Raw genomic sequence first — 24768 nt, 5'->3', positions numbered from 1 at the left:
CGTGGCGCCCGGCCGGGCGCCACGCAAGATCGGACCATCCAGCCTAGCCGTCAGCCCTTGACGTAGGGCTTGCCGTCGGCCGCGGGCGCGCGGACGCGTCCCACCAGCCCGGCCACCGCGAAGATCGTCGCGACGTACGGCAGCATGCTGAGGAACTGGCTCGGAATCGGGCTGCCGATGCTGTTCAGGAACCCGGTCAGCGCGCCGAAGAAGCCGAAGAACAGCGAGGCGAAGAACGCCCCGACCGGGTGCCACCGGCCGAAGATCATGGCGGCCAGCGCGATGAAGCCCGCGCCGCTGACCATGTACTTGCTGAAGCCGGTGGTCGACAGCATCGAGAAGTACGCGCCGCCGAACCCGGCCACCAGGCCGGCGATCAGCACGTTCGTGTACCGCAGGCCGAGCACCCGGATGCCGACGGTGTCCGCCGCGGCCGGGTGCTCACCGACCGCCCGGGTGCGCAGACCCCAGCGGGTGCGGAACAGCGCGATCGTCACGACGGCCACCGCGAGCAGCGAGCCGTAGCTGAAGATGTTGCCGTTGAACAGCGCCGGTCCCAGAATCGGGATGTCGACGAGTCCGGGGATCGGCCAGCTCGGCACGCGCCCGGGGAAGTTGTACCCGTCCGTGTCCGGCCGCATCACCTGCTCGTAGAAGAACGCGGTGAGCCCGCCCGCGAACACGTTCAGCACGATGCCCACGACCACCTGGTCGACCAGGTACTTGATGGCGAACACGGCCAGGATCGCCGACAGCAGCGCGCCGCCGATCGCCGCGGCCAGCAGGCCGAGCCAGAAGTTGCCGGTGAGCGTGCCGAACAGGGCGCCGAAGAAGGCGCCGGTGAGCAGCTGCCCCTCGATGGCCACGTTGACCACGCCGCTGCGCTCGCAGAGCACGCCGCCGAGCGAGCCGAAGATCAGCGGGATGGCGGCGGTGAAGGTGGCCGCGGCGATGAAGCCCAGGGGCATCGTGTGCGACACCGGCGACACCGACATCTGCCAGCACAGCGCCGAGATGATGAAGGCCATCAGGGCGACGCCGGTCAGCAGGCCGAAGTGCCTGCCGGTGACCAGCAGCGCCACGCCGGCCGCAAGGGCGAGGAGTCCGAAGATGATCGCGCCGGCGGTGCCGGGGATGTCGAACCCGGCGCCGGACACGTTCTCGCCGAGCGTGAACCGCGCGTTCCCGGAGCCGGCCAGCGCGCCGAACACGATCGTGGCCAGCAGGCCCAGGAAGATCATCACCGCGCCGGTCTTGCGGGTGCGGGTCCAGTACGCCTCCGGCACCGCCAGCTCGACGTCCATCGTGGAGGTAGTCACGTTCACCCCTTCGCCAATCCGGCCTGCGCGGCCGCAGCCGGCGACCTGCGCAGCCTGTAGATCGCCTTCACCAGTGCCGGAGCGGCGACGAAGAGCACGATAAGTGCCTGGATGACGCCGACCAGCTCCACCGACACGCCGGAGAAGGTCTGCATCGCGTTGCCGCCCGCCTGGAGCGCGCCGAACAGCAGCCCGGCGCCGACCACACCCCACGGCCGGACCCGGCCGAGCAGCGCGACCAGGATGCCGTTGAAGCCGATCTGCCCGAGCATGTCGACGGTCAGCGCCGGGGCGGTGCCCAGCGCGACGCTGGTGCCGCCGAGCCCGGCGAGCGCACCGGCCAGCGCCATGGTCAGCGCCACGGTCGTGCCGACCTTGATGCCGGCCGTCGCCGCGGCGTGCGGGTTGTGCCCGACGGCGCGCAGCTCGAAGCCGAAGCGCCCGCGCTTGAGCAGCCAGGCCACCCCGGCCGCGACCGCCACGGCCAGCAGGATGGCGAAGTTGGCCCGCAGCAGCGGGTCCGGGATCAGGTGCGGCAGGCGGCCGGACTCCTGGATCGGCTTGCTGATCGCGTCCGACCGGACCGGGTCCTTGATCCCGGCCTGCAGGATGTACCAGCCCAGGAAGAGGAACGCGATGTTGTTCAGCATGATCGTGAGGATGACCTCGTGCGCGCCCGTGCGCGCCTTGAGGATGCCGACCAGGTAACCCCAGAGGCCACCGATCAGCGCGCCGGCGAGCACACCGAGCGGCAGCTGGACGACCGCGGGCAGGGACAGCGCCAGGCCGACCGTGCCGCCGCCGATGGCGCCCATGATGGCCTGGCCCTGGCCGCCGATGTTGAACAGGCCCGCGCGGAACGGCACCGCCACCGCGAGGCCCGTGAAGATCAGCGGCGCGGCGTTGGTCAGCGTCTCCGAGATCGGGTAGAAGACCTGCTGCCAGGTGGTCATGTCCCAGTACCAGCGGTTCACCGTGTCCGGGTTGACGACCGCGCCCTTGAACATGTCGGTGTACGCGGTGCTGACGAACGCCCAGGTGTCGCCCAGCGTCTTGCCCGGCTGGTAGAGCAGGTACTGCCACTGGTCGCGGACCTCGGCGTTGCCGATGACCATCAGCACCGCGCCGCAGACCAGCGCGAGGAAGATCGCCAGCAGGGTGACCGTGAAGTTGTTGTCGGCCCACAGCTCCTCACGGAAGGTGCGCGCGAACGAGCGCTTGCCCCCCTCGGGCGCGCGGTGCTTCGGCTGCCTCTCCGCCTGGTCGTGGTGCTTTTCGAGATCGACAGGAGGCAGCGACGGGTTGACGTGGTACTGGTCCACGTCGGGGGCCGGCAGCGCCGGGCTCTTGTCGGGCGACGCGGCGGTGGTGCCGGGTTCCGCCTCGAGAGGCTCGTGCGACGTCATGAGGCTGCCTCGCCGTGCTCGCTCATACCCTCACCTTGGGTGTCCTGCTCGCCGGAGGCCGGTGTCCCGGGGGTGGGCGAGCTGCTACTGGGGTCGATGCCGGCCATCAGCAGGCCCAGCGTCTCGCGCGGCGTGTCCGGGGAGACCACGGCCAGCACCCGGCCGCGGTACATCACCGCGACCCGGTCGGCCAGCGCCACCACCTCGTCCAGCTCGCTGGAGACGACCAGCACGGCCGCGCCGCGGTCGCGCTCGGCCACGATGCGGGAGTGGATGAACTCGATCGAGCCGACGTCCACGCCGCGGGTCGGCTGCGACGCGATGAGCAGCTTCAGCGGCCGGGACATCTCCCTGGCCACGATGACCTTCTGCTGGTTGCCGCCGGACAGCGCGCCGACCGGCTGGTGCGCCGACTGGGTGCGCACGTCGAACTCGGCGATCTTCTCCCCGGCCGAGTTCTCGATGGCGTCCAGGTCGAGCGCGAACCTGCCGCCGAACGGCTGCAGGTCGTACAGGTCGAGCACCAGGTTCTCCGCGACGGAGAACTCTTTGACCAGGCCGTCGACGCTGCGGTCCTCGGGTACGTAGCCGACGCCAGCGCGCAGCACCTCACGGGTGTGCCAGGTGGTGATCGGCTTGCCGGCCAGGTGCACGCTGCCGGCCCGCGCGGGGCGCAGCCCCATGATCGATTCGACCAGCTCGGTCTGCCCGTTGCCCTGCACGCCCGCGATGCCGAGCACCTCTCCGGCGCGTACCACGAGGTCCACGCCGTCGACCGCACGGTGCTCGCGGTCGTCGGCGACGACCAGGCCGGCCACCTCCAGCACCGGCTCGCCCGGCACCGCGTCCTCCTTCGGCACCTCCAGCACCACGCTGCGGCCGACCATCAGCTCGGCCAGCTCCGACTCGGGGGCGGTCGGCTCGGCGGTGCCCACGGTCCTGCCGCGGCGGATCACGGTGATCCGGTCCGCCACCGCCTTGACCTCGCGCAGCTTGTGCGTGATGAAGACGATGGACTTGCCCGCCGCCTTCAGCCCGCGCATGACCTCGAGCAGCTCGTCGGTCTCCTGCGGGGTGAGCACGGCGGTCGGCTCGTCCAGGATGAGCAGGTCGACGTCGCGGGTGAGCGCCTTGACGATCTCGACCCGCTGCTGGATGCCGATCGGCAGGTCCTCGATGATCGCGTCGGGGTTCAGCGGCAGGCCGTAGCGCTGCGATACCTCGCGTACCAGCTTGACGGCCTTGGCGTGGTCGATGAACCCGCCGCGGGCCGGCTCGGCGCCGAGCATGATGTTCTCGGCGACGGAGAAGACGGGCACGAGCATGAAGTGCTGGTGCACCATGCCGATGCCGACCTTGATCGCGTCGCCGGGGCCTTTGATGCGTACGGGCGCGCCGTCGACGAGGATCTCGCCCTCGTCCGGCTGCAGCAGGCCGTACAGCACGTTCATGAGAGTGGACTTGCCCGCGCCGTTCTCGCCGAGCAGCGCGTGGATCTCGCCCGGTTCGACGGTCAGGTGGATGTCATCGTTTGCGACGAGGTCACCGAATCGCTTGGTGATGCCGCGCAGTTCGAGTCTCAGCTCCGGCCTCCGATGGTCTGGTGCACCACCGGAACAGGGAATCGGTCGGCGGGGCGCCGCGACGTTCCGCCTTCCGAGGGCGAGTGTGCGCTCATTATGTGGGCGGCCCCGGGGGGAGCGCACTCCCCGGTCCGCACTGAGGCTTCACCGGACCGGCCGCCATCTCGACCACGGATTCCGTGGCGGGACAGCGGCCGGTGGAGGAAAGCGAGGCCGCCCTCTCCGGTGATCATCTCACCGGAGAGGGCGGCCGGGTGTCACTTCGGCTGGGCCGGGGACTCCACCTTGATCTTGCCGGAGATGATGTCCTGCTTCAGCGTCTCGACCTCGGCCTTGAGGGCCGGGTCGATCTTGCTGTCGAAGTCGTGGTACGGGGCCAGCGAGACGCCGTTGTTGGCCAGCGTGCCCATGAAGCCGCCGGTCAGCATGGTGTCCGGCGCGGCGGCGGCCTTGGTCACGGCCTCCTTCACACCGTCGGTCGAGTTCTTCACCACGGTGGTCAGCATGACCGAGCCGTACTTGGTGGTCTCGAAACCGTCCGCGTCGACCCAGATCACGACGAACTTGGTGCCGGCGTTGGCGGCCGAGCCGAGGCCCGCACCACCCGCGACCGGGAAGATCACGTCAGCGCCCTGAGCGGCCAGCGTGTCCGACTTCTGCTTGCCCTTGTCCTGCGAGCCGAAGTCCTCGGTGAACAGGCCGTCCTGCTTGGCCTTGTCCCAGCCGAGCACCTGGACGTTCTTGCCCTTGGCCGTGTTGTAGGCGGCCACGCCGTCGGCGAAGCCGTCCATGAAGATCGTCACCGGCGGGATCTTCATGCCGCCGTAGGTGCCGACCTTGCCCGACTTCGAGTAGCCCGCCGCCAGGTAGCCGGCGAGGTACGCCGCCTGCTGGGTCTGGAACTGGATCGGGTACACGTTCGTCAGGCCGAGGTTGTCGGCGTCGACGATCGAGAACTGGACCTTCGGGTTGGCGGTCGCCGCGGTCTTGGTCGCGGTGCCCATCAGGCCACCGACGGCCTGGATGTACTTGCAGCCCTTGGTGACGGAGTTCGCCAGGTTCGGGTCGTAGTCCGTGGCCGCGGTCGACGCCGTGTAGCTCGGGTCGATCGCCGGGTTCGCCGCCTTGGCGGCCTGCAGGCCCGCCCAGGACGAGGCATTGAACGAGTGGTCGTCGATACCACCGGTGTCGGTCACCATGCACGCGCTGTACTTGGCAGCGGCGCTGGTGCCGGTGCCCGGCGTCTCCTCAGTCGGCTTGGCACAGGCGGCTGCGGCGAACGCAAGGCCCGCAGACGCGACAAGCGCGACAATCTTCATCCCACGCACAGGGCGCAAGACGGTCTCCTCTCCCATAAAGACACCGCACATGGTCTTCCATCTTGTGTACAGATGGCGGCACGGTGAACCTCGCCCAGCAACATATCCTTCACATCGCCGTTCGAACGACAATCGTGCAGGGTTGTTGAACGGTCGTTACCCCCGCGTGACCAGGAGGTGTAATGGGTCACGAAGCAGCCTCGGCCACTCCCGCCGTAACTGGACCAGTTGGCCATGAATCGGGCATTCGTTCAGGCCCATATCTGGCTGTGACCGGGGTGTGACGTTGGCAACGGGTGCTCGCGTACCCTCGGCGATCGTGGACGCTATGGAAGCAGTACGCCTGATCCTGCGGTACGCGCACCTGGTCGGCTTCGCCCTGCTGTTGGGCGGCGCACTGGTGCAGTACTACACGGGACGTATCTACATCAATGCCGTGATGCTGTGGGGCGCGACCATCCAGGTGGTCACCGGCGTCGCGCTGGCCGCACCGCTGGGCCGCGAGGTCCAGCCCGACCCGGCCAAGCTCGCGGTCAAGGGAGTCATCGCCATCATGATCTTCATCATGGTGCTGATCCCGTACCTCAAGAAGCGCGAGACCGTCAACAAGGGCCACTTCCTCACCATCATCGCCCTAACCCTGGTCAACGCCGCCGTAGCCGTCTTCTGGCGCTGACCCCCGCCGCCGGGTCGCCGCCCGGACGGCGCCTCCCGAGATCGCTGTTTCGTGTCCGCAAGCTGTGGTCAGACCGCAGTTCCAGACACGGAACAGCGATCTTTCGTCGTCAGCGGGGGCGGCGGGCGCGGAGGGCGGACTTGAGGTCGCGGATCAGGGGGTCGTGGCCGTCGGCGAGCTGGTGGGGGGCGGCGGGTAGGACCAGCCAGTCGGGGGCGGGCGGGGGTGCGGGGATCTCCGCGCAGTCCACGGCCACCCGGTGATCCGGCCAGGCCAGGTCGAGCCGCACCGCCGGCTGCCCGTCACGGGCCAGCACGTACTTCACCACCGGGGCCGGGACCCCGGCCAGGACCAGCCGGACCCGCACCCGGCTCTCGTGCGGCCCCCGCGCGGCCGGGTCGACCAGTCGCGCCGCCTTCAGCAGCCGACCCCAGCCGGGCTTGCCGATCCGGGCCTGGGCGTACTCCGTCAGCGCGCCGACGCTGACCGCGCCCCGGGCGACCATGACGTCGAGCAGCGCCACCGCCTCCACCACGTCGAGCCAGCGGGCCAGGTCCCACCCGGTGCGCTGCGGTGTGGTGACCCGGATGCCGTCGACCCGCCGGGTCACGTCCTTCTCCGGCACCGGCCCGCGGTGCACCAGGATGCCCGCCATCGGCCCGAACCGGCCCGGGGTGAGGATCTCCACCGCCTCGTCCGCCCCGTACGGCGCGCCGTACAGGCTGGCGGCCGAGCGTCCGGCGACGACCCCGTCCTCGGGCAGCAGGAAGTCGCTGACGGCCAGGCAGCGAAGGCGGTGGGTGATGGTCAGGTCGCGGTCGGCGTACACCCCGCGGAACAGCGGCCGCCAGGCGGAGCTGCGCAGTTGGGCGCGGGTGAGCAGACCAGACTCCAGCGCGTCGGCTCCCCGGAAGATCCGGCGGGCGAGCGCTTCGGGGCGCAGCGGCGGCTTGGGCACGGGCGTCAGCGTAAGACCCCCGTTCACGCGATCTTGCGTGAGTCGCGGGGGCGACACGCCCGAAAAGGACATACCACCGGTCGATCATGTGGATTTCTCGCGATTACACGGCGTGTCGACACGTTTACGGCAAGTGGCGGCACACGGGGTCGAACCGCGTGCCGCCACCGCCTGTCAGCGGGGTGGTTCCAGTCGCCAGACGCGCAGGGCCGGACCGTCGCCCGGCAGGGTCAGCCGACCCGTGCCGTCCGGTTCGAGGTCCGTAGCAGCGAAGACGCCGGCAGCCCGCGCGCCCAGGGCTAGTGAGACTTCCTCACCGGCCGCGCGCGAAGCCGCCACCAGAAGTGCATTCTGCTCGAATTCCCGCAGGTAGACCATGGTATCGCTGGTCACATGCAGCCACCGCAGCCCGCCGTGGCGCAGCGCGGGCTCCGCGGCCCGCAGTCCGAGCAGCTCGCGGTATGCCGCCAGCGTCTGCTCGTCGCGGTCACCCGCCCGGTTCCACGGCATCGGGGTGCGCGCGTTCTCGCCGTTCCAGCCGGTCAGGCCGAACTCGCTGCCGGCATACACCATCGGGGTTCCCGGCAGCGTGACCTGCATGCCCAGCGCGACCAGCTGCCGCGCCGCGGAACCGGTGACGGTGCGGATGCGGGCCGAGTCGTGCGAGTCGAGGATGTTCCAGGAGTGGACCAGCGACCGCCAGGACACCCGTGCCGCGAACGCCCGCATGGTGGCGTGCACCGCCGCCCCGTCCCGGCTCGGCACGTCGCCCGGCGTGCCGAAGAAGTTGGGCAGGCCCGGTGCCTCGCCCCGCAGCCACGCCCAGACCGGACGGGTGAACCCGAGGTAGTTCATGGCCCCGTGCCAGCCGTCGCGATCCAGGTCGCCGGTCGCGTCGTGCATGTGCTCGCCGACCAGCATCGCCTCGGCGGGCAGCGCCCGGCGGATCAGCGCGGCCACCTCGTGGGCGTCGTCCTGCGCGCCGCGGCGGCCGGTCATGTTGGCCACGTCCACCCGCCAGCCGTCGAAATACACCAGCCAGCGCCGCAGCACCGCGGTCATCCGCTGCCGCACCAGCGGACTGGCCCAGTTGAGTTTGGGCAGGCTCTTGACCCCGCACCAGGCCTCATAGTCGCCGGTGTCGGCGTCGAAATAGAACATCTCGCGCTCGGCGGAATCCACATCGGACGCCGCACTGGTGAACCACTCATGAGCGTCGCCGCAATGGTTGGAAGTGATGTCGCCGATCAGCCGCATGCCGCGCGCATGCACGGCCTCGGCCAGCCGGGCCAGCGCCGCATCCCCGCCGAGCAGCGGATCCACCTCGTCGAAGGTGGCCGCGTCGTAGCGGTGGTTGGAGCGGGCCGGGAAGATCGGCGTGAGGTAGACCGTGTTCGCACCCAGCGCCTGGATGTGGTCCAGGTGCTCGGCGATGCCGTCGAGGTCGCCGCCGAAGAACTGCTCGGCGGTGCCCGGACCCTGCCCGACGACCTCGTCGCGGTCCCACTCGCGGGGCAGTGCCCAGCCCGGCAGGTCCAGCGCCTCCAGCGGTTTCGCGTCCGCCGCGCGGGCGAAGCGGTCCGGGAAGATCTGGTACAGCACGGCGTCCGCGGACCAGGCCGGCGGCGCGTCGTACGCGACGGCCCGGAAGTCGGTGTCGTCGGGCAGTTCGTGCTCGACGATCCCGCCCGCGGTCAGCCAGTACGTGTCACCGGCGGCGGTGCGCAGGTGGAAGCGGTAGTTCGTCACCGGGTTGCGCACGGTCAGCGCGGCCCGCCACCAGACATCGGTCGCGCCGTACCCACCGACCGCCGTGCCCGTCCGCCCCGGATCCACCTCGGCCGCAACGAAGTTCGGCTCGCCATCCGGCGTGCTCCGCAGGTGCACCGCGCTGACTCCGGCCGCGGCGGGCACCCGCACCCACACGGTGACCACGTCGCCCAGCCTCGGGGCGCCGTCCGAAATGTACTGGGGCGAGCCGTCATGATGCGGTTGTTCGACGAGACGCATTGTCGCGCCATCCTTCCGTGTTCAGAGGATGTCGACGTTTCAGCCCGCAGCCCCGTCACCAGGACCCGAGGTCGCGACACTGCTGTTGCTGCCGCCCCTCCCCCACTGCGTTGATCATGAAGTTGTGGCGACGACACACCGTCGAGCCGTGCCATAAGTTCATGATCAACGCGGTGGGGGTGGGGTCAGCCCTTGACTGCGCCGGCGGTTAGGCCGCTGACGATGTAGCGCTGGAGCCAGAGGAAGAGGCTCACGGTGGGGATCGCCGTCAGGAGGGTGGCGGCGGCGAACATGCCGAAGTTGGCGTCCCGTTTGTCGGTGAGCATGCCGTACATGCCGACCGCCAGGGTTTTCGCCTCGGTGTCGCGGAGGAAGACGTTGGCGATGAGGAACTCGTTGATGGTGCCGATGAAGGAGAGCATCGCCGTCACCGCGAGCACCGGGCCGACCAGCGGCAGGATGATCCGGAAGAAGGTCTGCACGTGCGACGCGCCGTCCATGGTGGCCGACTCGTCGATCTCCTTGGGCACCGTGTCCAGGTAACCCTTCATCAGGTACGTGTTCACGCCCAGCGCGCCGCCCAGGTAGAGGATCAGCAGGCCCCACGGCTTGTTGAAGCCGAACGCCGGGTACAGCTCGGTGACCTCGGTGAACACGATGAAGATGGCCACGATCGCCAGGAACTGCGGGAACATCTGGATGAGCAGGATGGACAGCAGGCCCACCCGGCGGCCCCGGAACCGCATCCGGCTGAACGCGTACGCCGCCGCCACGCTGATCAGCAGGCCCGCGAAGGCCGAGATCAGCGCGATGACCACCGAGTTCAGGAACCACTTGGTGAACGGGTGGTCACCGGTGAGCAGGTCGTGGAAGTTGGACAGGCTGGCCCCCTGCGGGATCAGCCCGGTGGAACCGAGCGTGCCCAGCGGGTTGATCGCGGCGGACACCACGAACAGCACCGGGAACAGCGCGAACGCGCACACCGCCAGCACCACCGCGTAGCGCCAGCCGACCTCTCTGAGCCACTTGATCACGAGTACACCTCCTCCTGCGCCCGGCTGCGCCAGAACGCCACCGTGGAGACCGTGGCCACGATCGCGAAGATGAACACCGAGATGGCCGCGGCGAAGCCGAAGTCGGCCACGCCGGAGTCGAAGCCCGCGACCCGGTACGTGTAGCTGATCAGCAGGTCGGTCGCGCCGACGGTGCTGTTGTCGATGGCGTACGGGCCGCCGTTGGTGACCAGCTTGATGTTGTTGAAGTTGTTGAAGTTGAAGCCGAACGACGAGATCAGCAGCGGGGTCAGCGCCACCAGCACCAGCGGCAGGGTGACCCGGCGGAAGCCGGCCCACGCCGACGCGCCGTCGATACGGGCCGCGTCGGTCAGCTCCCGCGGCACGGCCTGCAGCGCACCCGTGATCACCAGGAACATGTACGGGAAACCCATCCACAGGTTGATCACGATCAGGCCGAGCCGGGCCGTGGTCGGCGTGCCCAGCCAGTCGTGCACCCCGAACAGCTTGCTGATCAGGCCGAAGTCGGTGTTGAACATGTCCCGCCAGATCAGCAGCATGGCGAAGCCCGGCATGGCGTACGGCAGGATCAGGATGATCCGGTAGAACTTCGTGCCGCGCACCCGGGGCGAGTGCAGCGCCAGCGCCACGATCATGCCCAGCGCGAACGTGGTGGCGACCGCGCTGAGCGCGAAGACGAAGTTCCAGATGAGCACGTTGAGGAAGTGCCCGGAGATGGTCGGGTCGGTCAGCGCCTTGGTGAAGTTGGCGAACCCGACGTCGACCTTCCAGCCCTGGTCGAGGTGCTTGCCCTCGGCGTCGACGAAGTAGCCCTCGACCTCGTCGGCGACCCACCTGCCACCGGACGGGCTGGTGACGCAGTCGCAGGCCGCGTCGTAGGACTTGTCGGCCTTGCCCTCGAAGGCCCGGCTCAGGCCGGTGGCCTTGACCGCGCCGCCGGCGGTCGGCACCGAGAACGCCGCGATCTCCGCGTCGCGCTCGGCCGCCTGGGCCGTCGGGATCACGGTGTACCCGCCCGCCGACAGCACCTTGCCGGTCAGTGACACCTCCGCCCCGTCGACCGGGGACAGGCCGTCGGCCGTGCCCGCCTGGACCGCCTTGGTGTCCGGGTCGACCAGCAGGAACACCAGCTCGCCGTCGCGCTCGGCGATGGTGAGGTAGTACTCCGGGGAGCCCGGCACCTGGGTCACCGAGCTGGTCTCGATGGCCCGGATCGCCTCGTCCTTGGTGCCGCGGTGCCCGTCGCCGAAGTTGGTGAAGGCGGTGACGAAGGTCAGCACGATCGGCACGATGGCGAACGCGAACAGGAAGATCGTGCCCGGCACCAGGTACTTCGCCGGGATGTGGCGCGGGGTCAGGTAGAGGTAGGCGACGAGCGCCGTGACCACGCCGACGACGCCCAGGGCGGTCCAGGCCTCGGTCTGGATCAGCGGCGGGAGCGCGTAGATCAGCAGTGCGGCGACGATGCCGAGCACGGCGATACGCGACACGATGAAGCCGGTGGACAGTTCGCGGGTGCGGCGGACCTGCTCCGCATCACCGCGCCGCCCACCCCGGGAGCGCTGGTCGGGGGCCTGCCCGGACGGCCCCGGGTGCGGGGAGCGCTCGCTCCCCGCACCCGTTACCTCAGTGGTCATGAGGCAGGACTACTTGTTGATCTCGGCGGTGATGGCCTTCGTGGCGGCCTCGGCCGCGGTCTTGGCGTCGCCGCCCTTGACCACCGCCACCTCGGCGTTGGCCATCGGGCCCCAGATCGCGCCCATGGCCGGGATGGCCGGCATCGGGATGCCGTTGGCGCCGGCAAGCACGAACTTCTCGGCGTTCGGGTCGAGGCTCTTCACCGCGTCGGCGGCCGCGGTCAGCGCCGCGGGGCGCGGGTCGGCCTTGTAGAGCGCCATGGCCACGTCCTTGTTGGTGACGTAGTTGGCCACGAACTCCTGGGCCAGCACCTTGCTCTTGCCCTTCGACGCCACGTAGAACGCCTGCACGCCGAGGAACGGCTTGGCCTGCCCACCCGCCGCGAAGCCGGGGACCGCGCTGATGTCGTAGCCGAAGCCGGCCTTCTTGACGTCGTTCATCGACCACGGGCCGGAGATCAGGAACGCGCACTTCTTCTGCACGAAGGTCGGGATGCCGTTCTCGTTGCCGATCGAGGTCTTGATCGCGCCCTCGCCCTTCTCGCCGAGCGCCTTCATCTTCTCCAGCGCGGCGATCGACTCGGGGGTGTTCACGGTGACCTTGGACGGGTCCGGGTCACCGGAGGCGGTGGTGCCGAACAGCGAGCCGCCGGCCGCCGAGAACAGCGGGTACGTGTGGTACACGTCGCCCGCCGCGCCGAACGGCACGCAGAGGATCTCCTGGACCTTCTTGGCGGCCTTGAGCTCCTTGCCGGTCTTGATCAGGTCCTCGATCGTGGCGGGCGCGGCGGGGACCAGGTCCGTGTTGCGGATCAGGGCCACGTTCTCCATCGCGTACGGCGCACCGTAGATCTGCCCGTTGAAGGTCACGGCCTTGATCGCGTTCGGGTGGAAGGCGGCCTTCTGCTCGGCGGTCAGCTGCACCGGGTCGATGGCGCCGTTCTGCACCATGTTGCCGATCCAGTCGTGCGCGCCGACCATGATGTCCGGGCCGCTGCCCTGCTGCGAGGCGGTGATGAAGGTCTGCTGCTGGTTCTCGCTGATCTCCTTGACCTCGACCGTCACGCCGTTCTCCTTGCCGAACGCCTCGGCGAACGGCTTGAGCACGGGGGCCCGGGTCGGGTCGGTCCACAGCACGAGCTTGCCGTTGCCCTTGTCCTTGCTGGGGGTGGCGGCCGGCTCGTTGGTTCCGCCGCAAGCCGCGACACCGAGCATCAGCAGCCCGGCGGCGGCGATCACACCCGCGGTACGGATGCGCATGAGCACTCCTTCGAGAAGGGTCACGCAGGTGACCCGGGGGTGACCACGCGGGCGAATCCACGCGCCCGAGCGGCCGAGAGGGGTCGACGCATCACCGCTCCCTGGAAGGTCTTCCAGAATCGGTGACGCACCACAGCACCCCGTTGCCGGGGTTGTGATCCGTGTTACGGAGTTTGTTGCCGGGAGGTTAGCAAGCCTTTGCAAGCAATGGAAGACCTTGCAACGTGCCCATATCAACATCGGGCTGTCTTCGGCTAGAGTGCCGCCATGCGCGCACGACTCTCTGACATCGCCCAGCAGGCGGAGGTGAGCGAAGCCACCGTCTCCCGGGTGCTGAACGACCGGCCCGGCGTCTCCGCCGACACCCGGCAGGCCGTGCTGACCGCTCTCGATGTGCTGGGCTACGAGCGCCCCGCCCGGCTGCGCAAGCGCAGTGCGGGCCTGGTCGGCCTGGTGGTGCCGGAGCTGGACAACCCGATCTTCCCGGCGTTCGCCCAGATCATCGAGACGACCCTGGCTCAGCAGGGCTTCACCCCGGTGCTGTGCACCCAGACCCCCGGCGGCGTCACCGAGGACGAGTACGTCGAGATGCTGCTGGACCGGCAGGTCTCCGGCATCGTCTTCGTCTCCGGCCTGCACGCCGACTCCACCAGCGACCCCGAGCGCTATCGCAAGCTGCTCGCCCGGCCGCTGCCGATCGTGCTGGTCAACGGCTACGCCGAGAACATCGAGGCGCCGTTCATCTCCTGCGACGACCGGGCCGCCGGCGAGCTGGCCGTCGCCCACCTGGTGGCGCTCGGCCACAAGCGGATCGGCCTGATCTCCGGCCCGGACCGCTACCTGCCGGTGCAGCGCAAGATCGAGGGCTACCGGGCCGCCATGCGCCGCCTGCTGCACCTCACCGACGCGCAGATCGACGAGATGATCTCGCTGTCCCTGTTCGGCGTGGAGGGCGGCGACGCCGCCGCGTCGCGCCTGCTGGACAAGGGCGTGACCGGTTTCGTCTGCGGCTCGGACCTGATGGCGCTGGGCGCGATCCGCGCGGTGCGCCAGCGCGGCCTGCAGGTGCCCACGGACGTCTCGGTGGTCGGCTATGACGACTCGCCGCTGATCGCCTTCACCGACCCGCCCATGACCACGCTGCGCCAGCCGGTGCGGGCGATGGCCGTGGCGGCCGTGCGGGCTCTCGTGGACGAGATCAAGGGACACCCCGCACCGCACTCGGAGTACATTTTCCGACCGGAGCTGGTCGTTCGGGGGTCCACCGCCGCCCACAGCGGGTGACGGAGCGTCAGTATGATGATTGAAACTTTCTGAAATCGTCTGCTTGACTCTTGCGCAACTTGCACGACATCCTTCATGGGTCCTCGTGGCGTTCTTAGCCCGCGAGACGCTCGCTCCTGGAGGAAACATGCGCCGCAGCAGCCGCGCCACCGCCGTCGCCGGCACGGTGGCCATCGCGCTGCCCGGCCGCTGCGGCATGGGCGGCGAGAAACCGCTCTCCCAGCCGCTCCTGCCCGCCCTCCGGACCGCTGAGCGGCGCGTTTCGCCCCCGGCCCTCGCCCACGCCGGCCGGGGCCCAGCCTCCCTCTCGACCGACAGCCCGCGCAGCCGCTCATGCGCCACCCTTGGAAAGGACTGCCCGTGACCACGCAGGCAAACGACGACTGGTGGCGCGACGCCGTCGTCTACCAGATCTACCCGCGCAGCTTCGCCGACGCCGACGGTGACGGCACCGGTGATCTGCAGGGCGTGCGCGGCAAGCTGCCGTACCTGCGCGAGCTCGGCGTCGACGCGATCTGGCTGAGCCCCTTCTTCACCTCGCCGCTGGCCGACGGCGGCTACGACGTCGCCGACTACCGCGACGTGGACCCGCGCTTCGGCACCCTGTCCGACTTCGACGACATGATGAAGGACGCCCACGCGCTGGGCATCCGGATCATCGTCGACCTGGTCCCCAACCACTCCTCGGACCAGCACGCCTGGTTCCAGGCGGCGCTGGCGGCCGCGCCCGGCTCGGCCGAGCGCGAGCGGTACATGTTCCGCGAGGGCAAGGGCGAGCACGGCGAGCTGCCGCCCAATGACTGGGAGTCCATCTTCGGCGGCCGGGCCTGGACCCGGGTGCCCGACGGGCAGTGGTACCTGCACCTGTTCGCCCCCGAGCAGCCCGACCTGAACTGGGAGAACCCCGAGGTGCGCGCGGAGTTCCGCGACGTGCTGCGGTTCTGGCTGGACCGGGGCGTGGACGGGTTCCGGATCGACGTCGCGCACGGCATGATCAAGGAGGCGGGCCTGCCGTCGGTGGGCCGCACCTCCGACGAGGGCGGCCGCCAGGTCGAGATGCTCGGCAGCGAGCGCCTGCCGTACTTCGACCAGGACGGCGTGCACGACATCTACCGCGAGTGGCGGCCCATCCTGGACGCGTACCCGGGCGGCCGGATGGCCGTGGCCGAGGCGTGGGTCGAGTCCCCGGAGCGGCTGGCCCGCTACATCGGCCGCGACGAGCTGCACCAGGCCTTCAACTTCGACTTCATGATGGCCGACTTCGACCCGGCGTCGTTCCGCGCCATCATCGACAAGTCGCTGGCCGAGGCCGCCCTGGTCGGCGCGCCGACCACCTGGGTGCTGTCCAATCACGACAAATTCCGCCACGTCACCCGCTACGGCGACGGCGATCTGGGCCTGCGCCGGGCCCGCGCCGCGACTCTGCTGATGCTGGCCCTGCCCGGCTCCGCCTACCTCTACAACGGCGAGGAGCTGGGCCTCAACGAGGTTCTCGACCTGCCCGACGAGCTGCGCGAGGACCCGTCGTTCAAGCGCACCGGGGAGAGCCGCGACGGCTGCCGGGTGCCGCTGCCCTGGGGTGGCACGGCGGCCGAGGGCTTCCGGTTCAACCCGGACGGCCTGGGCACACCGTGGCTGCCGCAGCCGGCGAAGTGGGAGGCGCTGACCGCGCAGGCGCAGGAGTCCGACCCGGACTCGACGCTGAACTTCTACCGCGCCGCGCTGCGCCTGCGCAAGGAGCTGCCCGCACTCGGCGGCGGCACGCTGACCTGGCTGGACGCGCCGGAAGGGGTGCTGGCCTTCGTCCGGGAGCCCGGCGTCGTGGTCGTCGTCAACATCGCCGACCGCGCCGTCGACCTGGCCGAGCTGAACCTGACCGGCGACGTCCTGCTGGCCAGCGGCCCCCTCCACGAAGACGGCCGCATCCCCGCCGACACCACGGTCTGGCTCACCGCCTGACCTGATGACAGGAAGGACCCCTTCTCATCGTATTACAGGTGAGAAGGGGTCCTTCCTTCCTTTTGGGCATCGATCAACGCTGGTGGGGGATCGGGCGGCGGGGTGGTGCGGGGGTCGGGGAGGATGAGGGGGTGGTGGCTGTGGTGGGTTGGGTGCAGCGGATGACCGAGGCTGTCGGCGCCCGCTATGACGCGCTGGTGGACCGGGCTCGCAAGCGGTCCGCCGCCTTCGACCACCTGTGGCGGATGAAGGAGCGCTACGCCGACGTGCTGGCCGGGCGGCTGGCCGCGGCGATCGCCTACTACGCCTTCTTCGCCGCGTTCGCGCTGGCCATGGTGGCGTACGCGGTGCTGGTCAAGGTCTTCTCCGGCGACGCCGAGCTGGTGGCCGAGGTCGATCAGTTCCTCAAGACCTACCTCCCGGCGATGAACACCGACCAGCTGCGCACCGCCGCCGGCTCCATCGGCACCGTCGGTCTGATCAGCCTGGTGCTGGCCGGCATCGGCTGGGTGGACGCCTGGCGCTCGTCGCAGCGCGCGATCTGGGGGCTGGACCAGCACCCGGGCAACTTCCTCGTGCTGCGGCTGACCGACTTCGGCACGCTGATCGCGCTGGCCCTGCTGATCGGCGTCTCGCTGACCGCGATCGACGGCCTGGCCACCCTGTTCGACCTGCTCCCGGGCACCAGCGGCGCGTTCTGGCTGAAGGTGAGCGTCTACGCGGTGACGATCCTGGTCAACGCGATGATCGGGTTCGCGCTGATCACGGTGCTGCCCAGGGTGCACATGACGCCCCGGCGGCTGCTGCCCGCGATCGGCATCATCGCGGTGGGCCTCACCATGCTCAACGAGTTCGGCCGGTACTTCGTCCAGCGCACCGAGAACAACCCGGCGTACGTCGCGGTCGCCGCGTCGGTCGGCCTCCTGCTGTACCTGTACCTGTTCAACCAGATCGTGCTGTGGGCCGTCGCCTACGCGGCCACCTCCGCCAACGGCAAGGTGTTCGACCTGGCCTGGGGCCGCCCGCGCAAGCACCACCTGGAGTGGGTGCCGCCCGGCGACATCGCCAAGGCCGAGGCCGAGGCGGTGCAGGCCGAGACCGAGGACGACACCGCGGAGCGGGCCGCTCGGCTGGAGGCCGCCGAAGACTCCGACGCGCCGGATACGCGGAAGACCCCCGAAAAGCATCGCGAAGCTCGATGATGGTCGCGTGGGTGCACTCGTGACTTTGGAGCTGCCGGCCGGATCGCCGCAGCTGGACCTTCCCTGGATCATCACCTTCGGCCCGCTCGACGACGACGAGGAGTGGGAGCCGGTGGTCTGCGGGCCGTACGAGCGCCCGCACGCCCTCGCGCTCGCGCAGCACGTCGTCGCCGACGAGGACCTGATGGCGGTCGTCGAACCGCTGCTCCCGGCGACCTCGCTGGACCAGATCCGCGCGGAGATAGCCAACGCGCAGGACCTGGCCGCGCAGGAGGCCGACGAGATCGACGACGTGCTCGACGACGACGCGGACGACGACGAGCACGACCATGACCACGACCATGACGATCACGTGGTGGAAGCCCCGAGCGCCGCCGAGCTGAAGGCCGGCTTCGCCCGCATCTCCGCCCGCCTCACCGGCTCCTGACGCCGGGCCCTGCTCCGCACTTCGGGGAAACTGCACGAAACGAGCCACTCGTTCGCGCAGTTTCCCCGAAACTGCAGGCGATCTTGGCGCGGAGCGCGGCAGGGGCGGGGCGTCAGCCGCGCAGGGCGTATTCGCGGATGGGCTGCCAGCTGCCGCTGCCGTTGTGCTCGTAGCGGGTGAAGTGGTCGACGTCGAAGCGGGCCGAGTAGTCGGCCATGCGGTCGAAGACGTCGTCGAGCGCGGGCTCCGGCACGTCGTGCCCGATGGTGACGTGCGGGTGGTACGGGTGCGCCAGGTCCCGGGCCAGCGGACCGGTGCGGATCGCGCCGGCCAGCTGCTCGCACTCCCCGATGCCCGTCGCCAGCGCCACGAACACCACCTGGCTGACCGGCCGGAAGGTGCCGGTGCCGCGCAGCTGGATGGCGAACGGCGCGTTCTGCTCCGCCACGCTCAGCAGCAGCTCGTCGAGGCGGCGGTCCAGGTCGGCGGAGACCGGCAGCATGGTGGGGCCGAGCAGGGTGACGTGGGACGGGATCAGCGCCGCGAGCGGGTCGCCGGTGGACGCGCGGGCCGCGTCGAGTTCGGCACCCCACGGTTGCGGGATGCCGATCGCGATACCGATGGTGCGCTCCACCGACGCCTCCAATACTCGCCCGGCGCGTGCGGCGCCGGACTGCCCGTGCAAACGGTCGGCAGGCTTACCCGACGCGGCTAGCGTCCGAGAGGGGCCAAGAACCCGATCTTGTCGTAAACGGTAGCCAGCGTCCGCACCGATACGGTACGGGCCTTCTCGGCACCGATGACCAGCAGTTTGTCCAGTTGCGCGGGGTCGGCCAGGTACTCCTGGGTGCGCTGCTGGAACGGTGTCACGAACTCCACCACCACCTCGGCGAGGTCCTTCTTGAGGTCACCGTACCCCTTGCCGGCGTACGCCTCGACCAGCTCGGGGATCGGGCGGCCGGACAGCGCGGAGTAGATGGTGAGCAGGTTGCTCACGCCGGCCTTGGCCTCGGGGTCGAAGACGATGTCGCGGCCGGTGTCGGTGACCGCGGACTTGATCTTCTTGGCGATCTTCGCCGGCGGCTCCAGGAGCTCGATCAGGCCGTTGCCGGTGGAGGCCGACTTCGACATCTTCGCGCTCGGGTCCTGCAGGTCGAGGATCTTGGCGGTCTCCTTGGAGATGTACGGCTGCGGCAGGTTGAACGTCTTGCCGAACTGCGTGTTGAAACGCTGCGCCAGGTCGCGGGTCAGCTCCAGGTGCTGGCGCTGGTCCTCGCCCACCGGCACCGCGTCGGCCTGGTAGAGCAGAATGTCGGCGGCCTGCAGGATCGGGTAGGTGAACAGGCCCACGCTGGACCGCTCCGCGCCCTGCTTGTTCGACTTGTCCTTGAACTGGGTCATCCGGCTGGCCTCGCCGAAGCCGGTGATGCAGCTCATCACCCAGCCCAGCTGGGCGTGCTCGGGCACATGCGACTGCACGAAGATCGTGCAGCGGGCCGGGTCGAGCCCGACTGCCAGCAGCTGCGCCACGCTGACCCGGGTGCGCTCGCGCAGCAGCTTCGGGTCGTGCCCGGCGGTGATCGCGTGCAGGTCCACCACGCAGTAGAACGCATCGTGCGAGTCCTGCAGGCCGACCCAGTTGCGCACCGCGCCCAGGTAGTTGCCCAGGTGGTACGAGCCGCCGGTGGGCTGGATCCCGGAGAGCACCCGGGGCTTGCTGTGCGTCGTCGCGTCGAAGGACATGGCAGCCATTCTCCCACCCGGATGTTCGGCCCACGAACCTGGGAACCGGCAGCCGGTGGCGGGACTCACTAGAGTCGCCGAGACAAGCGACCGGGGAGACCATGACCGCGCAGGACGAGCTGGGTGAGCTGTACCACGCCGGGTACCGCCGGCTGGTGGCGCAGGTCTACGCGTTCACCACCGACCTGACCGAGGCGCAGGACGCCGTCCAGGAGGCCTTCGCCCGGGCGCTGGCCCGCCGGCACGGCCTGAGCGATGTGGACGCGCCGGAGGCGTGGCTGCGCACCGTCGCCATCAACGTGGTGCGCCGCCGCTGGCGGCGCCGCCAGCTGCTGGACACCATCCTGCTGCGGGAGCGGCCGCTGACCCGGGTGACCGCGGCCGCGCCGGAGCCCGACAACACCGATCTGCGCGCGGCGCTGGCTGCCATCCCGAGCCGGTACCGCGAGGTCGTCGTCCTGCACTACCTCGCCGATCTGCCCCTGGACGAGGTCGCCGAACTGCTGGAGGTCCCCGTGGGCACGGTCAAGTCACGGCTCTCCCGGGGCCGGGACGCGCTGCGGGGGCTGCTCGACGACGTCGAGGCGCCGCCGCTGGAGCAGGTGCGGGTCCGCGCGGGCCGGATCAAGGCCCGCCGCCGCACCGCGCAGGCCGCCGGCGCCGCCGCGGTGCTGCTGATCGCCGCCGTGGGCGTGTTCCAGCCGTGGCGGCCGCAGCTGTCGCCGGACCAGACGGCCACCTCGCCGAGCGCCCCGATCACCGCGCCGCCCGCGCCCGTGTACTCGGGATCAGGCTCCGGGGCGGGCCTGGCCATCGACGGCATCTTCAACCCCGCCACCGCCCCGGACGTGCCGGGTTTCATCACCGAGTTCGAGCTCGACGGCGCGGCCGGCTGGCTCCGCACCGCCTGCGGCAGCCGGGAGCTGCCGAGCTGCCGGCCGACCTTCGCCCGCACCGCCGACGGCGGCCAGACGTGGCAGATCGTGGCCGACACCGGCGCGAAGCCGCCCGTCCCGCCCGGCGACCCCGGGCTCATGGTCACCTGGGCCGCGCGCGGCCGCACCCCGGCGGGCCTGGCGTGGGTGGCCGGGCTGGACGGCGGCACGGCCTACCTGGCCTCGACCGCCGACGGCGCGCAGTGGCAGCGTCACGCGCTGCTGGGCGCGGCGGGCGCGGACCGGGTCACCGCCACCGTGCGCGGCGAGGACGTGCTGGCGTTCGCCCTGAAAGACAACAAGATCATCGCCGTGTACGCGGGCCGCGTGCCCGTACGCGTCTCCGGCGGGGCCGGCTTCGCACCCGTCGGCGAGCCGGTCTACCTGCCCGACGGCCGCATCCTGGTGACCGGCCCGGAGAGCCGGTTCTACGTCAGCGGCGACCTGGGCGCGAGCTTCGTCCCGGCGGGCGGCACCCTGCCGACGGTCGGCGAGCTGCGTGCCACGACCGACGGCTACGTCGCGCTGGACCTGTTCCGCGCGGGCTGGACGGCCGTCTCCACGGACGGCTTGGCCTGGCACAAGCTGCCCATCCGCTGACCCGGTCGCCGCTTCGGCGGTCAGGCCGGGTCGGACAGCGGGGTCGGGTCCACCGGGATCGGGTCCGCCGGGTCCGGGTCCAGCGGGGCCAGGTCCACGGGCGTGAGCCGGACGCGGGCGACCCGCCGGCCGTCCAGGGCGAGCACGGTCAGCCGGTACGCCTCCAGCGTGGCGCTGTCCCCGGCCGCGGGCAGCCGGCCCAGCGCGCTCATCAGGAAGCCGCCCACCGTCTCGTACGGCCCGGCGGGCAGCGAGATGCCGGTGCGCTCGGCGAAGTCGGCGAGGTTGAGCATGCCGTCGACCTCGTCCGGCGCGGGCCCGCCCGGGGCGTGGGCGGCGGGGGTGTCGTCGTACTCGTCGTGGATCTCCCCGACCAGCTCCTCGATCAGGTCCTCGAGGGTCACGATGCCGGCCGTGCCGCCGTACTCGTCGACGACGACGGCGATGGTGTGCCGCTCCCGGCGCATCTCCGACAGCGCGGCGAGCACCGGCTTGCTGGCGGGCAGCCGCTTGATCTCGCGGGCCAGCTCGCGCACCGAGCGGTCCGGCCGCTCGTCCCAGAGCAGGTCGCGCAGGTGGACGAAGCCCACCACGTCGTCGTGGCTGCCGTCGGCGATCGGCATGCGGGTGTGCCCGGCCTCACGGGCCTCGGCGATCGCCTCCGCGACGGTCATGCTCACCGTCAGGAACCACACCTCGGTACGCGGCACCATCACCTCGCGCAGCGTGGCCGCGGAGCGCGACAGCGCCTTGCTGATGATGTGGCGCTCCTCCGGGTCCAGCGCGGTGTTCACGGCGACCAGCTCGCGCAGCTCGGCCTCGGTGATCTGCTCGCGCCCGGCGGTCGCCTCGACCCCCAGCACGCGGCTCGTCCAGCGGGTCAGCGCGTCGGCGGCCCGTACGATGGCCGGCGCGACGGCACGGGCCATCCGCCCGGGCGGACGTAACCGGGGCTCCCGTCGGCGCGGCTCGCGGCCATGGGTATCCCGCTGGCGGGGGGTGTTCTGCCGGGGCACGGACATGGGCGCATATTAGCGTTCCCGGATCGTCGTGCCCGCATGACGAGGGGCACAGGCAGGCCGGGGACGGCGATTTCCCGGAATTCGCGGGTGCCCGGAGGCCGACCGGCCGCACCCGGGAGCGTTGAAGCCTGTTGTTTTATGTTTGAATGTGATGAGATAACGGCGACGACACGAGCGTCACCGGGCGGGCTAGGCTGGCCCGCACGAGCAGTTGAGGGAGAGTCTTACATGAAGCTACTGGTCACCGGGGGCGCCGGTTATGTCGGCAGCGCCGTGGCTCGGCTGCTCGTCGACGCCGGCCACGAGGTCGTCGTGCTCGACGACCTGTCCCGCAACGACGCCTCCCAGGTGCCCGCGGGCGCGCGCCTCGTGCAGGCGCGCATCCACGACGCCGCCGCCGTGCTCACCCCCGACGCCGGGTTCGACGCCGTGCTGCACTTCGCCGGCCTGATCGCGGCCGGCGAGTCGATGGCGCAACCCGAGCTGCACTGGGACAACAACACCGTCGGCTCGCTGGCGCTGCTCGACGCGATGCGCGCGGCCGGGGTGAGGCGCCTGGTGTTCTCCTCCACCGCGGCCACCTACGGCGACCCGTCCGAGCTGCCGCTGACCGAGACCGCGGTCACCAAGCCGGTCAACACGTACGGTGCCACCAAGCTCGCCGTCGACATGGCCATCGCCTCCGAGGCGCACGCCCACGACCTGGCCGCGGTCAGCCTGCGCTACTTCAACGTGGCCGGCGCGCTGGTGCTGCCGGACGGCTCGGCGATCGGTGAGCGGCACGACCCGGAGACCCACCTGATCCCGATCGCGCTGCAGGTCGCGGCCGGGCAGCGGGAGAAGCTCGCCATCTTCGGCGACGACTACCCGACCCCCGACGGCACCTGCATCCGCGACTACATCCACGTCGGCGACCTGGCCCAGGCCCACCTGCTGGCACTGGAGGCGGCCCGCCCCGGCGAGCACCGGATCTACAACCTCGGCAACGGCACCGGCTTCTCCAACAAGCAGGTCGTCGACGCGGTGCGCGAGGTCACCGGGCACCCGCTGCCGGTGGAGATGGCACCGCGCCGCCCCGGGGACCCGGCCGAGCTGGTCGCCTCGTCGGCGAAGGCGCGCGCCGAGCTCGGCTGGACGCCGGTGAAGTCCGACCTGCGCGACATCGTCGCCGACGCCTGGACCTTCTTCCGGAGCGGGCTGTGACGACCGTCGACCAGGGCGTATGGGCCGCGCCGGGCCGGATCAACCTGATCGGCGAGCACACCGACTACAACGACGGCTTCGTGCTGCCGTTCGCGCTGCCGCAGCGGACAGTCGTCACCGCGACCCGCCTCGACCGTCCCGAGTGGACCGTCACCTCGACGCTGACCGGGCAGACGGTCGCCTTCGACCTGTCCGAGCCGGTCACCGGCTGGGCCGCATACGTCGCCGCGGTGGTCTGGGTGCTGCGCGAGGCCGGTCACGAGGTGCCCGGCGCGCGGCTGTCCGTCGACTCCGACGTGCCGGGCGGAGCCGGGCTGTCCTCGTCGGCGGCCCTCGAATGCGCGGTGCTGTCCGCGCTGGCCGACCTCGGCGGGCTCGACATCCCGCTGGAGCAGCGGCCTCTGCTGGCCCAGCGCGCCGAGAACGTGTACGTCGGCGTGCCCTGCGGGGTGATGGACCAGTCCGCCTCGACGCTGTGCCGCGAGGGCCACGCGCTGTTCCTCGACTGCCGCAGCATGGCCACCGAGCACGTCCCGCTCGACCTGGCCGGTCAGGGCCTGGCCATCCTCGTCATCGACAGCCGCGCCCCGCACCAGCTGGTCGACGGCGAGTACGCCGCCCGCCGCGCCGCGTGCGAACGGGCCGCCGCACTGCTCGGCGTGCCCGCGCTGCGCGACGCCACCCTCGACGACCTGTCCCGGCTGGACGACGAGCTGCTGTTCCGCCGCGCCCGCCACGTCGTCACCGAGAACGCCCGCGTCCTGGACACCATCGCCCTGCTCCGCGAGGGCCGGTTGCGCGAGATCGGCCCGCTGATGACGGCCTCGCACGCCTCGATGCGCGACGACTTCGAGATCACCGTGCCCGAAGTGGACGAAGCGGTCGAGACGGCCCTGGCCGCCGGCGCGTACGGCGCCCGGATGACCGGCGGCGGCTTCGGCGGCTGCGTGCTGGCCCTGGTGGAGGCCGAAAAGGCGGCCACCGTGGCCGAAGCGGTCACCGCTGCCTTCGCGGCTCGCGGCTTCAACCCACCCGCCACCTTCCTCGCCCTTCCCTCCCCCGGCGCCCACCGCCTGTCCTGACCAAAGGAAGGGCGCCCCTCGCCCGTGATCGTCCGACTTGCCGGGCACCTATGCGTATCTTGGGTCCGCGTTCGCCCACTTGCCAGGCAAGTCGAGTGATCATGGTGCA

20 protein-coding genes are annotated in these 24768 nt (G+C 70.6%); 8 read left to right on the top strand and 12 right to left on the bottom strand.

The window, feature by feature from the left end:
- Nucleotides 1-50: 50 nt before the first annotated feature.
- The 4 genes from F9C41_RS21155 to F9C41_RS21140 all read right to left on the bottom strand — a co-directional run bounded on the left by F9C41_RS21155 (nt 51) and on the right by F9C41_RS21140 (nt 5627).
- Nucleotides 51-1304, bottom strand: coding sequence for an ABC transporter permease (locus tag F9C41_RS21155; RefSeq protein ID WP_155388593.1), 1254 nt, complete (start codon nt 1302-1304; stop codon nt 51-53).
- Nucleotides 1305-1321: 17 nt separating this feature from the next.
- Nucleotides 1322-2725 carry an ABC transporter permease gene (locus F9C41_RS21150; RefSeq protein WP_155388547.1) on the bottom strand — a complete coding sequence of 468 codons (1404 nt, stop codon included), beginning with the start codon at nt 2723-2725 and terminating at the stop codon, nt 1322-1324.
- Nucleotides 2722-4248: an ABC transporter ATP-binding protein gene (locus F9C41_RS21145; protein ID WP_330164779.1), complete on the bottom strand. Its 1527-nt coding sequence runs from the start codon at nt 4246-4248 to the stop codon at nt 2722-2724. Before F9C41_RS21145 ends, F9C41_RS21150 begins: the two co-directional genes overlap by 4 nt.
- A 317-nt stretch (nt 4249-4565) precedes the next feature.
- Complete coding sequence (locus F9C41_RS21140; protein ID WP_155388591.1) at nt 4566-5627, bottom strand: BMP family lipoprotein; 1062 nt, start codon at nt 5625-5627, stop codon at nt 4566-4568.
- A gap of 328 nt (nt 5628-5955) precedes the next feature.
- Here F9C41_RS21140 and F9C41_RS21135 point away from each other — a divergent pair, with 328 nt between their 5' ends.
- Complete coding sequence (locus F9C41_RS21135) at nt 5956-6303, top strand: hypothetical protein (RefSeq protein ID WP_155388590.1); 348 nt, start codon at nt 5956-5958, stop codon at nt 6301-6303.
- 109 nt (nt 6304-6412) lie between these two features.
- On the opposite strand, the gene F9C41_RS21130 is transcribed toward F9C41_RS21135, so the two are convergent.
- The 5 genes from F9C41_RS21130 to F9C41_RS21110 all read right to left on the bottom strand — a co-directional run bounded on the left by F9C41_RS21130 (nt 6413) and on the right by F9C41_RS21110 (nt 13202).
- A complete protein-coding gene (locus F9C41_RS21130; RefSeq protein WP_155388546.1) occupies nt 6413-7261 on the bottom strand; it encodes a hypothetical protein in 849 nt (282 codons plus the stop codon).
- A gap of 174 nt (nt 7262-7435) precedes the next feature.
- Nucleotides 7436-9271, bottom strand: coding sequence for a glycoside hydrolase family 13 protein (locus F9C41_RS21125; RefSeq protein ID WP_155388545.1), 1836 nt, complete (start codon nt 9269-9271; stop codon nt 7436-7438).
- Between the two features lie 185 nt (nt 9272-9456).
- Nucleotides 9457-10302 (bottom strand): sugar ABC transporter permease, encoded by an 846-nt coding sequence (locus F9C41_RS21120; RefSeq protein WP_407924718.1) that lies wholly within the window; start codon nt 10300-10302, stop codon nt 9457-9459.
- Nucleotides 10302-11942: an ABC transporter permease subunit gene (locus F9C41_RS21115; protein WP_155388543.1), complete on the bottom strand. Its 1641-nt coding sequence runs from the start codon at nt 11940-11942 to the stop codon at nt 10302-10304. Before F9C41_RS21115 ends, F9C41_RS21120 begins: the two co-directional genes overlap by 1 nt.
- Before the next feature lie 9 nt (nt 11943-11951).
- Nucleotides 11952-13202: a sugar ABC transporter substrate-binding protein gene (locus F9C41_RS21110; RefSeq protein WP_155388542.1), complete on the bottom strand. Its 1251-nt coding sequence runs from the start codon at nt 13200-13202 to the stop codon at nt 11952-11954.
- Nucleotides 13203-13469: 267 nt separating this feature from the next.
- On the opposite strand from F9C41_RS21110, the gene F9C41_RS21105 reads away from it, so the two are divergent.
- The 4 genes from F9C41_RS21105 to F9C41_RS21090 all read left to right on the top strand — a co-directional run bounded on the left by F9C41_RS21105 (nt 13470) and on the right by F9C41_RS21090 (nt 18074).
- Entirely contained in the window at nt 13470-14486 is a 1017-nt protein-coding gene (locus F9C41_RS21105) for a LacI family DNA-binding transcriptional regulator (protein ID WP_155388541.1), read from the top strand.
- A 333-nt stretch (nt 14487-14819) separates the two neighbouring features.
- On the top strand, nt 14820-16445 hold the full coding sequence (locus tag F9C41_RS21100) for a glycoside hydrolase family 13 protein (protein WP_155388540.1): 1626 nt from the start codon (nt 14820-14822) through the stop codon (nt 16443-16445).
- A gap of 161 nt (nt 16446-16606) precedes the next feature.
- Nucleotides 16607-17647, top strand: a complete 1041-nt coding sequence (locus tag F9C41_RS21095) for a YihY/virulence factor BrkB family protein (protein WP_155388539.1) — start codon at nt 16607-16609, stop codon at nt 17645-17647.
- 7 nt (nt 17648-17654) lie between these two features.
- Entirely contained in the window at nt 17655-18074 is a 420-nt protein-coding gene (locus F9C41_RS21090; protein ID WP_155388538.1) for a hypothetical protein, read from the top strand.
- Between the two features lie 112 nt (nt 18075-18186).
- On the opposite strand, the gene F9C41_RS21085 is transcribed toward F9C41_RS21090, so the two are convergent.
- Nucleotides 18187-18708, bottom strand: coding sequence for a 2'-5' RNA ligase family protein (locus tag F9C41_RS21085; RefSeq protein ID WP_155388537.1), 522 nt, complete (start codon nt 18706-18708; stop codon nt 18187-18189).
- A 77-nt stretch (nt 18709-18785) separates the two neighbouring features.
- The gene (gene trpS, locus F9C41_RS21080; RefSeq protein WP_155388536.1) at nt 18786-19817 is read right to left on the bottom strand and encodes a tryptophan--tRNA ligase; all 1032 of its coding nucleotides are present in this window, start codon (nt 19815-19817) and stop codon (nt 18786-18788) included.
- A 101-nt stretch (nt 19818-19918) separates the two neighbouring features.
- Here trpS and F9C41_RS21075 point away from each other — a divergent pair, with 101 nt between their 5' ends.
- Entirely contained in the window at nt 19919-21352 is a 1434-nt protein-coding gene (locus tag F9C41_RS21075) for an RNA polymerase sigma factor (protein WP_155388535.1), read from the top strand.
- A gap of 20 nt (nt 21353-21372) precedes the next feature.
- Here the strand turns inward: F9C41_RS21075 and F9C41_RS21070 are convergent, their stop codons facing one another.
- A complete protein-coding gene (locus F9C41_RS21070) occupies nt 21373-22281 on the bottom strand; it encodes a hemolysin family protein (protein ID WP_155388589.1) in 909 nt (302 codons plus the stop codon).
- Between the two features lie 321 nt (nt 22282-22602).
- On the opposite strand from F9C41_RS21070, the gene galE reads away from it, so the two are divergent.
- Together galE and galK are read left to right on the top strand one after the other, a co-directional pair.
- Nucleotides 22603-23577 carry a UDP-glucose 4-epimerase GalE gene (galE, locus tag F9C41_RS21065; RefSeq protein WP_155388534.1) on the top strand — a complete coding sequence of 325 codons (975 nt, stop codon included), beginning with the start codon at nt 22603-22605 and terminating at the stop codon, nt 23575-23577.
- Nucleotides 23574-24659, top strand: a complete 1086-nt coding sequence (gene galK / locus F9C41_RS21060) for a galactokinase (RefSeq protein ID WP_230689812.1) — start codon at nt 23574-23576, stop codon at nt 24657-24659. Before galE ends, galK begins: the two co-directional genes overlap by 4 nt.
- Nucleotides 24660-24768 lie beyond the last annotated feature (109 nt).

The organism is Catellatospora paridis, assembly GCF_009720365.1.
Classification (GTDB): domain Bacteria; phylum Actinomycetota; class Actinomycetes; order Mycobacteriales; family Micromonosporaceae; genus Catellatospora; species Catellatospora paridis.
The sequence above is the reverse complement of the archived record's forward strand: the minus strand, read 5'-3'. Positions and strand labels throughout refer to the sequence as shown.